The organism is Methylophaga sp. UBA2496 (genome assembly GCF_002341635.1).
Taxonomy (GTDB): domain Bacteria; phylum Pseudomonadota; class Gammaproteobacteria; order Nitrosococcales; family Methylophagaceae; genus Methylophaga.
Map to the genome: position 1 here is coordinate 97,727 of NZ_DDOK01000009.1, position 14,548 is coordinate 112,274.

Genomic DNA, 14,548 nt, shown 5'->3' on the forward strand with positions numbered 1-14,548 from the left:
CAGAAGAATAGATGGTGTTGGGTTTCGCAGGCTCAACCCAACCTACATTTCTCTTAAAATTAGAAATCTGCGTCCATCTGCTTAATCTGCGGATGTATATTTTTTTCCTCCGTGCCCTCTGTGCCTCTGTGGTTAATTTTTTATAGATCTATAAGATCAATCGTCGAGATTGAAATTATCCAGTTCAATCACTTCCCAGGGCAGTCCGTATTTATTCATATCTTCCATAAACGGATCCGGATCAAACTGTTCGATGTTCCAGACACCCGGTTTCTTCCATTTGCCTTCCAGCATCATTTTGGCACCAATCATGGCTGGTACACCGGTGGTATAGGAAATCGCCTGCGACTGAACTTCAGCGTAGCAATCCTGATGGTCTTTGATTTGGTAGAGATAAACAATTTTCTGTTTACCATCCTTAACGCCTTTCACCACACAACCGATACAGGTTTTACCTTTGGTACGTGGGCCAAGTGTTGAAGGGTCAGGTAACAATGCTTTGAGGAACTGAATCGGCACAATCTGCTGACCGTTATAGTCAATTGGCTCAATGCCAGTCATACCAACATTACCCAGCACTTCCAGATGTTTCAGATAACTGTCACCAAAGCTCATCCAGAACTGAGCACGTTTTAACGTCGGGAAGTTTACGACCAGTGATTCCAGTTCTTCGTGGTACATCCGGTAAATATTGTAGCTGCCGACATCTTCCGGGCAGGTAAAACTGGCTTTTTTCGACATGGCCGGGGTGGTAACAAACTCACCATTTTCCCAGTGACGGCACTCTGCAGTGACTTCACGGATATTGATTTCCGGATTGAAGTTAGTGGCAAACGGATAACCGTGATCACCACCATTCACGTCGATAATATCCAGCTCGTGAATTTCATCGAAATAATGTTTGGCCAGATACGCGGTAAAGACATTGGTGGCACCCGGATCAAAGCCGCTGCCCAGCAAAGCCATCAAACCGGCATTTTCGAATTTTTCACGATAAGCCCACTGCCAGCTGTATTCAAACTTGGCGGTATCTAAAGGTTCGTAGTTAGCTGTATCCAGATAATCGACACCAGCGTTCAGACAGGCATCCATGATATGCAAGTCCTGATAAGGTAACGCTACATTGATCACCAGATCCGGTTTTTCCTTTTCCAGTAAAGCGGTCAGCTCAGGCACATTGTCGGCATCGACCTTGGCAGTACGGATGGATCTATCCAGCTGAGCAGCGATAGCTTTGCATTTGTCTTCATTACGGCTGGCCAGAATAATCTCTGAAAAAATTTCCGGTAATTGAGCACATTTATGGGTAACGACGCCGCCAACACCACCGGCGCCAATAATGATCACTTTTGACATTGCTGAATCCTTATAAATCTGCAGTTATCTTTCAAAGAAGGTGTAGCCATTCATGCTATCGCTGAAGGCACGTAACATTTGTTGACGCATTGGTACTGAAATCTTGCCATCCCGCACAGCTTGTTCTGCCAGCTTACGGAACTGTTCCTGCATCACTTTTGGATCGTATTCCACGTAGCTGAGCACATCGGCAATGCTGTCACCATGGAACTCACGGACAAAATCAAAGCTGCCATCTTCGTTGATATGCACGCTGACCACGTTGGTATCACCAAACAGGTTATGTAAATCACCGAGGGTTTCCTGATAGGCGCCTACCAGAAATACGCTCAGATAATATTCCTCACCTTCCTTGAGTGGATGTAATGGCAGCGTTTTACGAATACCCTCTTCGTAGGAAAACGAATCAATTTTACCATCACAGTCGCATGTCATATCGGCAATGACCGCGGCACGAGTCGGTCTTTCATTCAAACGATGAATTGGCATGATGGGGAAAATCTGATCGATTGCCCAGATATCCGGTAATGATTGAAACAGACTGAAATTACCGTAATAAATATCGGACAATAATTCCGGCAGGCTTTCCAACTCCGCAGAAACCCGGCGTGCCTGAGGCAGTAGTTCCGAGATTTTTTCCAGAATGGCTAATGAAACATTCTCAGCTAAAGCACGTTCACGTAAAGTGGCCTGACCGTGATGGAATAACTCACGTAATTCATCACGATAATAAATGGCATCGTTGTAGCACTCCTGCAGGTTCTGCAGTTTTACATTGCCCAGCACGGCATAGAGATTCACCAGCATGTCCGGGCTATCAGCGGGAGCGACTTCCGGAATCGTTCCGGGTTTATGATCACGTACTTCCAATACATTAAATAACAGCATGGAAGAATACGCGATCAAAGCCCGGCCTGACTCGGTGATAACCACAGGATGCTCTATATCAAGGGGATCCAGGCATTCCTGTAACGTTTCAATAATGTTGTAGCAATATTCGTCCAGACCATAGTTCATGCTGTGCGTGCTATTCGAACGTGCACCTTCGTAGTCGACCGCCAAACCACCGCCAAGGTCCATATATCCCATCGGTGCGCCTTCTTCGATTAAACCGGTATAAAAACGACAGGCTTCCATCACACCACTACGAATATTACGGATATTGGGAATTTGCGAACCTAAATGGCTGTGCAGTAATTGCAGGCAATGCAGCATATCAGCCTGTTTAAGCTGATCAATCACTTCGAGTAGCGCACTGGTAGATAAACCGAATATCGAACGATCTCCACTATCGCCATTCCAATGACCTTCCACAGTAGAGGCCAAACGTATGCGTAAGCCAATTAATGGATCGATACCCAATGCTTTGCTGCGTTCTAAAATGGTGGATAGTTCGGTGGCGGTTTCCAATACAAAAAAGCAGGGAATGCCCATCTGGCGGGCATACAGTCCTAATTCAATAAATTCTTCGTCTTTATAGCCATTGCAGATAATCAGACTGTCGTGGTCACGTAGCTGAGAAATAGCAATGATTAACTCAGCCTTACTGCCCGCTTCCAGACCATGATGATATCGACGACCGTAATCGGCAATTTCCTCAATAACGTGACATTGCTGATTCACCTTGATCGGAAATACGCCACGATAGTGATTTTTATAACCTGCGGTTTTGATGGCCCGGGCAAAGGCTTCGTTTAACTGAGTAATGCGCAGATCCAACAGGTTCTCGATGCGTAATACAGCGGGCATATCCAGACCGCGCTCTTTCATTCCGTTAACAATATCAATCAACGGAACATGGATAGTCTTTTCACCAAATTGCAAACTGACAACCGCATTGCCATCGGCGGAAATATCAAAATAATCCGCACCCCAATCACGTACACCATAAAGCTTACTGCTATGTTGCGCACTCCATTCATCAGAGGCGACGTCAGGTGAGTTTGTATCAAGATTGGCATGGGTTTGTGTCATCAGTATGACCCCCTTTGGCTTCAGTTAAATCGCGGGATTGTCACTATTTTATGGATAAATTGCAAAAATATTATGACAGCATCACTACTTAAGGATGCGAATCGCAGACTCAGATAATCGGCTGCTCTTCAGGAGCGCTGGTATCCGTTGATGGATGCAGGTTTGTATTGAAAGCTTCAACACTATCCGCAACTTCATCAGGACGGTTAAATCGCGCAATATGAAACAAGGCTTCGCCCTCATTCACCAGCGGAATATTGGTTCTGCCAATGATCACACCGCTGCAGATAGCGACCACTTTGGTTTCGGATTTCTCATCGCCATAGGGCGCAGCAACCATGCCCAGAATATCGCCTTTTGTCACTTGCGCCCCCATGGGCACCAGCATCCTGAAAATACCACTTTGCGGCGCCCTCACCCAACTACTGGATCGCGCGACAAACGGATCGACAGGTTTTGCCTGTTTTGTACGGGATTCGGTCAACATACCCAATTTGCGCATCACCGCCAACACACCTCTGACTCCGGCACGAATCGCCAGTTCATTAAAGCGCAAAGCTTCACCCGCTTCATACACGATAACCGGCACATTGACCTGCTGACAGGCATGGCGTAATGAACCTTCAATCAATCCCGAATTCAAAATAACCGGTGCATTAAATGCCCTTGCCATTTCCTCCACCACAGGGTTATCCAAAGCCGCACGGATCTGTGGCAGATTGTCCCGATGGATGGCTGCAGTATGCAAGTCCACACCATGGGTACATTTATTCACCACTTCGCTCATAAACAGGTTGGCTAAACGTGCCGCTAATGAACCTTCCTCAGACCCAGGAAAGCAACGGTTTAAATCCCGGCGATCAGGTAAGTAACGTGTTTGATTAATAAAGCCGTAAACATTCACCACCGGAATAGTGATCAACGTGCCTTTAAGCCCTTTAAGACGTTTGCTTCGCACCAGCCGACGAATAATTTCCACACCAACAATTTCATCACCATGCACCGCACCGGATACAAATAGAACAGGGCCCTCACGACGACCACACATTACCTGAACCGGCATACTCAAAGAGGTATGCATATACAAATCTGGCAGCGGTACATCGACCACTTTGTTTTGTCCGGGCATGATCTGTTGCCCGGCAATGATCAATGCATCAGCCATCAACCACGGCCTTTGGTTTTAGTGGTTCCGGAAACCGAGTTTTTTTCAATAAAATCAATAATCAAACTGGCAATATCTTTACCGGTCGCTGTTTCAATACCTTCCAGGCCCGGCGAGGAGTTCACTTCCATTACTACAGGACCATGATTAGAGCGCAGTAAATCCACCCCGCAAACATTCAGCCCCATAGTTTTGGCCGCACGAACCGCTGTGGCACGTTCTGCCGGTGTAATCCGAATCAAATTGGCACTACCACCCCGATGTAGATTAGAACGAAACTCACCCTCTTTGCTCTGACGTTTCATTGCGGCAACTACCTTTTCACCCACCACAAAACAGCGAATATCGGCACCACCCGCTTCCTTGATAAATTCCTGCACCAGAATATTGGCTTTCATGCCCATAAAAGCTTCGATAACACTCTCAGCCGCCCCGGCAGTCTCAGCCAGTACCACACCGATTCCCTGAGTACCTTCTAAAAGTTTAATCACCAGCGGCGCACCACCTACCATCTTGATTAAATCGTCGACATCATCAGGTCGATGGGCAAAGCCCGTCACCGGCAAACCAATACCGCGGCGGGATAATAACTGGAGAGCGCGAAGTTTGTCGCGCGACCGACTGATGGCCACCGACTCATTAAGTGGATATACATTCATCATCTCAAACTGGCGCAGCACGGCGGTACCGTAAAAAGTCACCGAAGCACCAATCCGAGGAATCACCGCATCATAACCGGTAAGGTTTTCGCCTTTGTAATGCACTTCGGGTTTCATCGAAGTGATGTTCATGTAACAACGCAACACATCCAGAACATCCACTTCGTGCCCTCGTGCCTCAGCTGCCTCGACCAATCGGCGAGTTGAATACAACTTTGAATTACGGGACAAAATGGCTATTTTCATGCAGATTCTCCATCAAGCGCTTCATCTTTAGGCGCTTGAGTTGTGTCGTGAAATGAGGGGCTTGCTTGATAGGACAATGCCGGATTAACCAATATATTACCAGTCGTCATGGCAGTGCGTCCCAGTAACATTCTAAAAAGCATGGTATCGCGATTGGTCAAGGTAATTTCAATCGGCCAGCTATGCCCGCCAACGCTAAGTAGTGTCTCAATCACATAACGTTTTTCAGTATGACCGCCCGAGTCAGTAACATTACGCTCATCCTTAACACGCGCCTCGCACCAGATTTCGGTCTCGGTATCATGTTGATTGGGATGTACTCCAAATCGTACCCATAGCTCATCGTTTTTCTCAATCGGCTCAACCGAAAAAGCATGGATCGCGGAAGTTCTGGCACCGGTATCCACCTTGGCTTTGATTCGATCGATACCCAACTCTGGCAGGCTTAACCATTCACGCCAGCCAACTGTAATTATTTGCGGGTGATTTTCCACGAGATTCCCCATTTATGATTTATGGGGCAATTGAAAGCAATTTAAGCACGGCTGTCAAAAGGGATTTTCACTATTACCGCTTTAAATCAAGTTTATAGCAGATTCAATTATGTTTTTTTAGTTTTGGATTATAAACATGAGTATGCCAGATAGAAAAAAGCCCCGACGAATCGGGGCTTCTTTATTTGCGTTAGAACTTTATTAACGAACTGGTTATTAACACCAGCCAGCCGCTTCACAAGAACCACTTTGCCCCCAACTAGTACCAGTAGCATTAACTGTTGGAGTTAATATAGATGTTGTTGAATTCAAACCTTCACCCGCAATAGCTGTAGCAGTAATTACACCGGCGGCAACATCAATTGTTGAAATGTAACTGTATGTTCCAGCAGTTACAGCAGCTTCAATACCATTACTACCCGCATTACAGTCGGTTAAAACACCACCATTTGATTGAGCACAAATAGCTACAGCAGTCTTATAACCATTTGATACTGAAATCACTTCCTGGAATTTACTTTTTGTAACGTAATCTTGATAAGCAGGCAAAGCAATTGCCGCCAAGATACCGATAATCGCAATAACGATCATTAATTCGATTAATGTAAAACCTTGTTGTACTTTTTTCATTTTAAATCTCCGTAAATAGACGACAAGCTTTGTGCTCGGAGTTATTAAAGCACCGTCCATGCCAATGATTTTTAATATTTAATTTCAATAGGTTACAATATTAACAAGTAACTAGTCATTCTATCCAATGACTTTCCTGAGTCACAAAGTGACAATTTTTGTCAATTCATTACCAAGCAGTCATTTTGAATACTTTGTAATACTTTATTTGCAGGATAATAAAGCAAACTGTTGCTGATCGTTTCACAGCGTTGCTTAGGCATTTCCAAGGCAATGTATCCATTAATCACATCCTCAAATAATTTTAATTCTGGAGTTCTATTCAATTCTGATTCAAACCAATTAATAATCTGAACTAATTTCTGAGCATCATTTTTGGTAATTGCATCATGCAAATGTGAACGCATAACAATTTGCTCTGCATATGTTTTGTAATACAAATTGCTTAAGGCGCTATCAAGCTGGGGCGTTCGCTGAGATTGATTTATGAATTGATATAACTGTTGTTGAGCTTGTGATGTTTGCCATAAAAAAAACAATGTAACTGTCAGCAGAATAATGACGAAACCACGAAGTGATTTTTTTGCCATCAGGCTAATTGGGTTTTGCCTTATGGCTACATAATGATTGAGTAATACATATAGCAAAGTTAACCAAATAAACCAGTGAAATGATGAAATGTAAAAAGGATGCTCGACCTGCGTATGAAACGTAATAGGAAGTAATAATGCCAGATAGGCAAATAATCTTTGCTGTTTGTATTTAACGGCAAACCACAGCACACTAAACATAGCGATGAGAATACCCATCAACGCAAGTAATCCCCCTTCAATTGCCCATTGCAAAAGCTCATTATGCGGATGAGCAATATAAGTCGGCATTTCTGCAGTTGGATGTTGTTGATAAAAAGCAGAAGAAGCCAAGCCAAATTTTTCCAGGAAGCTACCAATACCATGTCCTTTTATTGGTGCTTCATAAAAAGCATCCAGCGAAATACGATAAATGCTTAGACGTTGATCTGCATATTGCGCTTCTACCATTTGGTAGGATTTATCAACTGTTTTGTGTAACCCTTCTTTTGCTAACACACTGGCAAAAACAATTAGCAATAAAGCAGAAAAAATGGTTTTCCAATTTTTGCTGACTTGCGTCCGATAAGCTATCAGTAACATTAACAGGCCTAATATTCCTGATAACAGCCCAATCCTTGAGCCTGTTGCCACCATCACATAAGTGGCCACACTGATGGTAATCAACAAAAATACTTTTAGATAAAATCGGTTATGAGCAATAGGTCTTAAGCACAGATAAACTGAAACCAATATACCGGTAGTCAGAAAACTGGCCATCACATTAACCTGCTGAAATACCCCCGTCGCTATTGCTTTATCAGTTCTGGTTATCCAGCTTGATAAAACTGGTAATTCAAATAACTGAATAATGCCAACAACGCTATGCAACAACGTCGCAATAGTAATCAGCAACAAAATTCGATCGGTATTTTTAAGTCGAAATTGAAACAGACCAAACAAAAACAAAACGCCAGCCATTACATACACAATACGAAACATCCAGGTAATTGGATCCTGCACTCCCGCCAAAGCTGCGGCCAGAAGGATACCCACAGGCAATGCCAGCAAACCTTTGTAATTCATGGGAAGAATCAGCTTGTCCTGCCCGCAGAAATACCAGACAGAATAAGCAATGACCAAAGTCGCCGCAGCCCAGACAGTGATATTAAATGGCAGATCAAAACCGGTACCACCAAGACTGGAGGCCAGATAAAAGGGTGAGATCAGGAAGAGTAATGCCAATAACCATTCAATCGGCTGCTGCGGCAATAACGGATGTTTTGAGAGATAACGCGACATAATCTTCCCTGTTCTGGCGAATAAACAAAAAAGGATTATGTCGGCTGAATGATCGAGTGGCAAGGCGGGTTGGATAGAAACAACGATTATTTCATATCGGTTAGATTTTAATCCGCAGATTACGCAGATTAAAAGGAACTAACCACAGAGACACGGAGGACACAGAGATCAATAAATATTGTTTGTTGGGTCATCAACATGTAACCCGACATAAACAAGATGTTGGGCTTCGCAGGCTCAGCGCCAACCTACGGAGTTTTTTTAATTCATCAATCTTAAGATTAATGAAACAAGGTCAGTTCGATTTTATGACGCTAATAATCTGCGAGCATCTGCGTAATCTGCGGATAAATATCTATTAAACCTCTGTGCTCTCCGTGTCGCTGTGGTTTATATCAACTATAAAGGCACACCAATCCGCTGAGCGACCTCTTCGTAGGCTTCAATCACACCACCCAATCCCTGACGAAACCGATCTTTATCAAGTTTCTTGCGGGTTTCGGCATCCCACAGACGGCAACCATCCGGGCTGAATTCATCCCCCAGATAAACTTCACCCTTAAACACACCAAATTCCAGTTTGTAGTCCACCAGAATCATTCCGGCATCGGCAAACAGTTTTTTCAGCACCTGATTCACTTCAAAGGTCAGCGCTTTCATACGTTGGACCTGTTCATCAGTGGCCCAGCCAAAGGTGGCGATATGGTATTCATTAACCATCGGATCATGCAGGGCATCGTTTTTCAGAAAGAACTCAAATACGGGTGGATTAAGTTCCATGCCATCTTCAACCCCGAGACGACGCACCAGACTGCCTGAAGCGACATTTCGCACCACACATTCCACCGGGATCATGTTCATATTTTTGACCAGGGCTTCGTTGGCGCTAAGCAATTTTTCGAAATGCGTAGGAATACCAGCTTTGCCTAACTGCTCCATGATAAAAGCATTGAACTTATTGTTGACCTCACCCTTGCGGCTTAACTGCTCAATGCGTTCACCATCAAATGCTGATGTGTCATCACGAAAACTGAGTACAACATAATCCTGATCGTCAGTCGCAAAGACGCTTTTGGCTTTACCGGCATAAAGTTGCTGTAATTTTTGCATGATGGTTTCTCTTAGGCTTTAGTTAGTTCGCGCCAGTCAAATCCGGCATCTTGTTCAGCAATGCCGATCCAGTCTGTTGTGCAGTTCAGGGCATCCGCAAATAAAGGGCTCACCAATGACGGTGAATTATTCTTTTCACTGATATGCATGGCAACAATATGCTGCAAACGCGAGGTATCAATTTTCGCAAGTAATTCGGCAGATTGCACGTTATTTAAGTGCCCAAATCGGCCGCCGACCCGCTGTTTTAAATATTCGGGGTATTCGCCCTGCTCCAGCATGGCCATATCATGGTTGGCTTCAAGCATCAGTCCATCACATAACGTCAAAGCAGATTCAATCACTGGTGTGATAAAACCGACGTCGGTTAACAGGCCTAACCGGAAATCGCCGTTATGAAATACAAACTGGCTGGGTTCACGCGCATCGTGCGGTACCGGGAATGGCGAAACCTGAATATCCTTGACGTGAAAAGTCTCATGACAGCTGAATTCATGGATATGCGGCATAACCTCTGTAGGTAAACAGGCCGCCGTACCAGGGGTTGCATAAACCGGAATATTGAACTTCTGCGACAGAACGCGAACACCACCAATATGATCGGCATGTTCATGCGTGACTAAAATAGCCGATAAGTCTGACGAAGTCAGACCAAACCGCCGCAAACGTTTTTCGGTTTCACGAGCTGAAAAACCACAATCCACCAGAATTGTGGTTTTTCCCTGTGAAATCAGTGTTGCATTGCCCCGGCTACCACTGCCAAGTGATGCAAAACGCATTATTGTGTCAATTGTTCCTGAATCAAACCAAGTAAGCGTTTAGCGGTATCTGAACTGGTACGAACCTGTTCAGAATCCAGTACGGTAATGCGTGTATTGGAGGCATCAGAAATCAGCTTGATGTAGTAATACTCTTCCGGTGCCACTTCATCATCATCTTTCCAGAAAGCCATGCGGCCAAAGAAGCCACGTTCTTCTTTTTCAGCTTCGTTAAATGGATCCAGATAACGCACGTAATAGGTACCGCGTGAACGATCACGATCTTCTACTGCAAAGCCACGGCTATCCAATACCCGACCGACACGATCCCAGACAGAGGTGAATTCCTGCTCAACCAGTAAAGCCTGATGACCTTCGGCTTCATCCAGTAAAATCACACGGGCATCCGTTTGTTGGGCTGCAGAACTTGGCAATGAAGCTTGTTCGCGAGCTTTATCCTGCTGATATAAACCACCAAGATAGTCTGCTAACTGACGAAGCATCGCCTCGTCTTTCTGATTGCTGCGACTGGTTTCGTCGGTACCCGTTAAAAATACACGGGCAGAACGATTTACATCACCACGCTCCATACGAATACGATAAGCATACCCATCAACATCAGGCTGGGTGTCCATCAAGCCAATACGCTGATCTTTACGATGGATATTCATATTGATATCCGCCCAGAAAGCTTCAATACGTTGCCAGGTTTCATCACGATCACCCGGAACGACTAAATGACGGTTAGCACCTTCGCCGGATAAAGCGGGTTTGGATTCTGGAGTAATGTTATAGCGGGCTGCCAACGGATTAGTGCCTGCTTCTTCGTATTCTGAGTAGGTTGCCGAACTTTGCTCGTTGCCAGCTATTTGATCATTGATTCGTGATGTACTCAGATCAGGTGGAATATCGAGAGGCGGCATAGTTTCTGCCTTACGGTATTTCTGAGTATTGTCAGGAGCAACTTCATCAAGTGATGGCAACAGCCCACAACCTGAAACGCTCACTGCGACCAAGACACCACAGGCTTTCAACTTAAAACGATTAGTGTTCATTTAATTACATTCACTCACTTATGGATTCAGAACACCGGCAGTGACCAGCGCCTCACGAACCGGTTGATGAAATTGTTCAGACAAAACTGTCATTGGTAGACGTATCCCTTCCGGAATCATTCCCATCTCATGGAGAGCCCATTTAACAGGGATTGGATTGGACTCAGAAAATAACCGCTGATGTAATAAAGATAATTTATCGTTAATTTCACGAGCAGTCTCAGCATCACCATTCAAAGCAGCTTCACACATTTGGCTCATTAAAGCAGGAGCTACATTCGCTGTTACAGAGATAACCCCGCGACCACCCGCCAGAATAAAATCGACGGTATTGGCATCTTCTCCAGTGTATAGCGCAAAATTATCGTCGCAGAGATCCTGGATTAACTTCACTCTCCGCACATCACCAGTCGCTTCCTTGATACCGATAATATTACCGATTTTAGCTAGCCGACCGACGGTTTCCGGCAACAAGTCACAGGCCGTACGACTGGGAACGTTATACAGGATCTGCGGGATATCAACTGCTTCTGCAATCGCTTTAAAATGAAGATACAAACCTTCCTGAGTCGGTCGGTTGTAATAAGGTGTGACCAACAGAACAGCCGCAACACCTAATTGCTTAGCGTAATGCGACAATTCAATCGCTTCTTCAGTGGAGTTGGCACCGGTTCCGGCAATCACCGGAATACGTCCAGCAGCCTGTTCGACTACCTGTCGGATAACATCTGTATGTTCATCAACATTTAATGTGGCAGACTCACCTGTAGTACCAACCGCGACAATAGCACTGGTGCCATTTTGAATATGAAAATCGACGAGCTTGCGCAGGCTTTCACCGTCTAACGAGCCATCCGCCCGCATGGGTGTTACCAGAGCTACCATACTGCCGCTGAACATATTCATCAGACTCCGCGAAAATAAACTGGCATGGTACTTTGCCAGCCGGTAGATGACAAGACCGGGCTGCTTTGGTTAAGGTACTGCCAGCAGAATAATCACTAACGGAGAACGTTTAATGACCACAGTTAATTTACAGCAAACCGTACCGGATTTTGAATTGCCCTCCACTGGCGATAAAACCATCCGGCTTTCCGACTTACGTGGCAACAATGTGCTTATCTATTTTTATCCCAAAGACAACACGCCGGGATGCACATTGGAAGGCCAGAATTTCCGTGACCATATTGAAACATTTAATGCCCACAACACATTGATATTCGGTATCTCCAGAGACAGCGTACGTGTTCATGAAAACTTCAGGGAAAAGCAGCAGTTTCCCTTTGATTTACTCTCTGATGCTGATGAAACAGTCTGTAATTTGTTTGGCGTCATGCAGCTGAAGAAAAATTATGGCCGTGAATATATGGGGATCGTTCGCAGCACTTTCCTCATTGATACAGAAGGCAAACTCATCAACGAATGGCGGAATGTTAAAGTCAAACAGCATATCGATGAGGTGTTGGACGTAATCAAAACCTTATAATCAAAAGTAATTCACTTTAAATAAAGCGTATATAAACAAATACTTAAATTGCGTTTCTAAACCAATAAAACAGGTCAAGTACGAAACACTGCACTCAGTGGAGCGCGGTGTTTCATGTCTGCTGGCATTCATTAATTCGGATCAGGCCGGTTTCAGATCAAAAGCAATACAGATCCGTTCTTCATCCGAATTAAATGGAATGGTGCGATGAAATACCGAGGATGGAAACATGACAATATCCCCGACTTCCGGTGCAATGGTTTTACTGGGGAAATTGTCATGTTGTTTGGGATAATCATCCCCATGCGTGCTGAGCTCTATACTGCCTTCATCGGGATGCGTTTTCTGCTTAGGCAGGGCCAGATATAACGCGCCACTCACCCAGCCTTCTTCGTGGATATGTGAGGTTAAATGACCACCGGTTTTCATTTTGACGTACCAGGAGCTGGCAAACACTGTTTGTTTGGGAAAACCTTTCGCAAAAATGCCACTTTCGCCCTTCAGGTTTTCACGATAATCGTCAATGGCTCGCGCCACCAGTTTGGCAATCTGCTGAAAGCTGGCTTCCGAACGTTTAAACAGATTTCCGGCCGATTGCACGCCATTATGTAAACGGCCCTGACTTTTTTCTTCTATATCGGCCTGCTCAATATCCGCCAGCAGCTGTTTTAACAATTCGCTGTCACCTTTTAATTCCGGCACCTGAACATGGCATACCAGATCCAGTGGGCTTTTACAGAAATTATAGTCATTCACCGTACCGAAGTTCTCGGCATAATGCCCAGCTAATGTCGCCAGAAACGGTGAGCTATGACGAGCTTTTTTAAGCTGGTCCAAACCTTGTTTGAAATCCTCAAAGCGCTCAGTTTTATAGAGGCAATACAACGAACGTTCCTGCCAATCGGCATACTGGGATCGTTGGAAGTAATTCAAAGCCTGCTGCAAATCTCCACTGTCATAGAGATATACCGCCAGACTGTAATTGGCTAACGGCAATGACGGATCTAACTCCAGTGCCTGTTTATAAGCCGCTACTGATTCATCATAACGGCCCTGATCCCGTAACACTTCACCAATATTGCTATGCACCTCGGCATAATCCGGTTTTAATTCCAATGCCTTATTATAGGTAGCAATGGCATCGGCCAGTTTTCCCTGATTCTTAAGCGCCGTTCCCAGATTGAAATACAGTTTGGCATCTTGAGAAATAGTCAAAGCCCGCTGATAAATCGCTACAGCTTCATCCAGTCTGCCCTGTTCTTGCAGGCAGACCCCAAGATTGGCGATGGCCTCAAGAAAATTCGGCTGTTGTTCAATGGCTTTTTGATAATAATTACCGGCTTCTTCAAAACGGTTTTGGCTCTGTAATGCATATCCAAGGTTATATAAAGCATCTGTCAGTTCAGGCTTCAAACGCAAGACTTTCTTGTAGCTGTTGATAGCTTCATCAATGCGATTCAGGTTGGTCAACAAAATGCCCATATTGAAGTAAATCTCAGGTACATTAGGGTCAATTTCTGTTGCCTTGCGAAAAACCATGACGGCATCTTTAAATTTGTTTTGCGCGGCCAAAGCGTTGCCATACAGATTTAATACCGGAAATGAACGTGGATAGGATTTAAGTAATTTTTTAGATGCTGATTCAGCAAAGCCCACTTGCCCTGTGTTCAAGGCCTGAATAATCGCTTGTAAATCGGCCTGTCCCGGCGTTGGGCTTGGCATCGGCTGTTTCATAGCAGGTTTT

General features: G+C 44.7%; 13 protein-coding genes. 1 reads left to right on the top strand and 12 read right to left on the bottom strand.

Annotation, left to right across the window (positions count from 1 at the left end; all coding sequences use genetic code 11):
- Window positions 1-156: 156 nt before the first annotated feature.
- The 11 genes from B2W60_RS13610 to dapA form a co-directional block, all read right to left on the bottom strand.
- Window positions 157-1,356, bottom strand: a complete 1,200-nt coding sequence (locus B2W60_RS13610) for a saccharopine dehydrogenase family protein (protein ID WP_292359130.1) — start codon at window positions 1,354-1,356, stop codon at window positions 157-159.
- A gap of 24 nt (window positions 1,357-1,380) precedes the next feature.
- Window positions 1,381-3,330, bottom strand: coding sequence for a biosynthetic arginine decarboxylase (speA, locus tag B2W60_RS13615; protein ID WP_292359128.1), 1,950 nt, complete (start codon window positions 3,328-3,330; stop codon window positions 1,381-1,383).
- Window positions 3,331-3,439: 109 nt separating this feature from the next.
- The gene (locus B2W60_RS13620) at window positions 3,440-4,495 is read right to left on the bottom strand and encodes a succinylglutamate desuccinylase/aspartoacylase family protein (RefSeq protein ID WP_292359126.1); all 1,056 of its coding nucleotides are present in this window, start codon (window positions 4,493-4,495) and stop codon (window positions 3,440-3,442) included.
- Window positions 4,495-5,400: a 30S ribosomal protein S6--L-glutamate ligase gene (gene rimK / locus B2W60_RS13625; protein WP_292359125.1), complete on the bottom strand. Its 906-nt coding sequence runs from the start codon at window positions 5,398-5,400 to the stop codon at window positions 4,495-4,497. The genes B2W60_RS13620 and rimK overlap by 1 nt, the downstream gene beginning before the upstream one ends.
- Window positions 5,397-5,894 carry an ATP-dependent zinc protease gene (locus tag B2W60_RS13630; protein WP_414673299.1) on the bottom strand — a complete coding sequence of 166 codons (498 nt, stop codon included), beginning with the start codon at window positions 5,892-5,894 and terminating at the stop codon, window positions 5,397-5,399. The genes rimK and B2W60_RS13630 overlap by 4 nt, the downstream gene beginning before the upstream one ends.
- Before the next feature lie 216 nt (window positions 5,895-6,110).
- Window positions 6,111-6,524: a pilin gene (locus B2W60_RS13635; protein ID WP_292359121.1), complete on the bottom strand. Its 414-nt coding sequence runs from the start codon at window positions 6,522-6,524 to the stop codon at window positions 6,111-6,113.
- A 161-nt stretch (window positions 6,525-6,685) separates the two neighbouring features.
- The gene (locus tag B2W60_RS13640; protein ID WP_292359119.1) at window positions 6,686-8,395 is read right to left on the bottom strand and encodes a PglL family O-oligosaccharyltransferase; all 1,710 of its coding nucleotides are present in this window, start codon (window positions 8,393-8,395) and stop codon (window positions 6,686-6,688) included.
- A 399-nt stretch (window positions 8,396-8,794) separates the two neighbouring features.
- Window positions 8,795-9,505: a phosphoribosylaminoimidazolesuccinocarboxamide synthase gene (purC, locus tag B2W60_RS13645; protein WP_292359117.1), complete on the bottom strand. Its 711-nt coding sequence runs from the start codon at window positions 9,503-9,505 to the stop codon at window positions 8,795-8,797.
- A gap of 11 nt (window positions 9,506-9,516) precedes the next feature.
- Window positions 9,517-10,284, bottom strand: a complete 768-nt coding sequence (locus B2W60_RS13650) for an MBL fold metallo-hydrolase (protein WP_292359115.1) — start codon at window positions 10,282-10,284, stop codon at window positions 9,517-9,519.
- Window positions 10,284-11,318 carry an outer membrane protein assembly factor BamC gene (gene bamC / locus B2W60_RS13655; RefSeq protein WP_292359113.1) on the bottom strand — a complete coding sequence of 345 codons (1,035 nt, stop codon included), beginning with the start codon at window positions 11,316-11,318 and terminating at the stop codon, window positions 10,284-10,286. Before bamC ends, B2W60_RS13650 begins: the two co-directional genes overlap by 1 nt.
- 18 nt (window positions 11,319-11,336) lie before the next feature.
- On the bottom strand, window positions 11,337-12,218 hold the full coding sequence (gene dapA / locus B2W60_RS13660; RefSeq protein ID WP_292359292.1) for a 4-hydroxy-tetrahydrodipicolinate synthase: 882 nt from the start codon (window positions 12,216-12,218) through the stop codon (window positions 11,337-11,339).
- 118 nt (window positions 12,219-12,336) lie between these two features.
- Between dapA and bcp the strand changes: the two genes are divergently transcribed.
- Window positions 12,337-12,804: a thioredoxin-dependent thiol peroxidase gene (gene bcp / locus B2W60_RS13665; RefSeq protein WP_292359111.1), complete on the top strand. Its 468-nt coding sequence runs from the start codon at window positions 12,337-12,339 to the stop codon at window positions 12,802-12,804.
- A 141-nt stretch (window positions 12,805-12,945) separates the two neighbouring features.
- Here bcp and B2W60_RS13670 read toward each other — a convergent pair whose 3' ends face one another.
- The gene (locus B2W60_RS13670) at window positions 12,946-14,538 is read right to left on the bottom strand and encodes a tetratricopeptide repeat protein (protein WP_292359109.1); all 1,593 of its coding nucleotides are present in this window, start codon (window positions 14,536-14,538) and stop codon (window positions 12,946-12,948) included.
- Window positions 14,539-14,548: the final 10 nt, after the last annotated feature.

Coding starts and splice junctions, on each gene's coding strand:
- B2W60_RS13610 (WP_292359130.1), bottom strand. CDS start 1,356: ATGTCAAAAGTGATCATTATTGGCGCCGGTGGTGTTGGCGGCGTCGTT.
- speA (WP_292359128.1), bottom strand. CDS start 3,330: ATGACACAAACCCATGCCAATCTTGATACAAACTCACCTGACGTCGCC.
- B2W60_RS13620 (WP_292359126.1), bottom strand. CDS start 4,495: ATGGCTGATGCATTGATCATTGCCGGGCAACAGATCATGCCCGGACAA.
- rimK (WP_292359125.1), bottom strand. CDS start 5,400: ATGAAAATAGCCATTTTGTCCCGTAATTCAAAGTTGTATTCAACTCGC.
- B2W60_RS13635 (WP_292359121.1), bottom strand. CDS start 6,524: ATGAAAAAAGTACAACAAGGTTTTACATTAATCGAATTAATGATCGTT.
- B2W60_RS13640 (WP_292359119.1), bottom strand. CDS start 8,395: ATGTCGCGTTATCTCTCAAAACATCCGTTATTGCCGCAGCAGCCGATT.
- purC (WP_292359117.1), bottom strand. CDS start 9,505: ATGCAAAAATTACAGCAACTTTATGCCGGTAAAGCCAAAAGCGTCTTT.
- B2W60_RS13650 (WP_292359115.1), bottom strand. CDS start 10,284: ATGCGTTTTGCATCACTTGGCAGTGGTAGCCGGGGCAATGCAACACTG.
- bamC (WP_292359113.1), bottom strand. CDS start 11,318: ATGAACACTAATCGTTTTAAGTTGAAAGCCTGTGGTGTCTTGGTCGCA.
- dapA (WP_292359292.1), bottom strand. CDS start 12,218: ATGTTCAGCGGCAGTATGGTAGCTCTGGTAACACCCATGCGGGCGGAT.
- bcp (WP_292359111.1), top strand. CDS start 12,337: ATGACCACAGTTAATTTACAGCAAACCGTACCGGATTTTGAATTGCCC.
- B2W60_RS13670 (WP_292359109.1), bottom strand. CDS start 14,538: ATGAAACAGCCGATGCCAAGCCCAACGCCGGGACAGGCCGATTTACAA.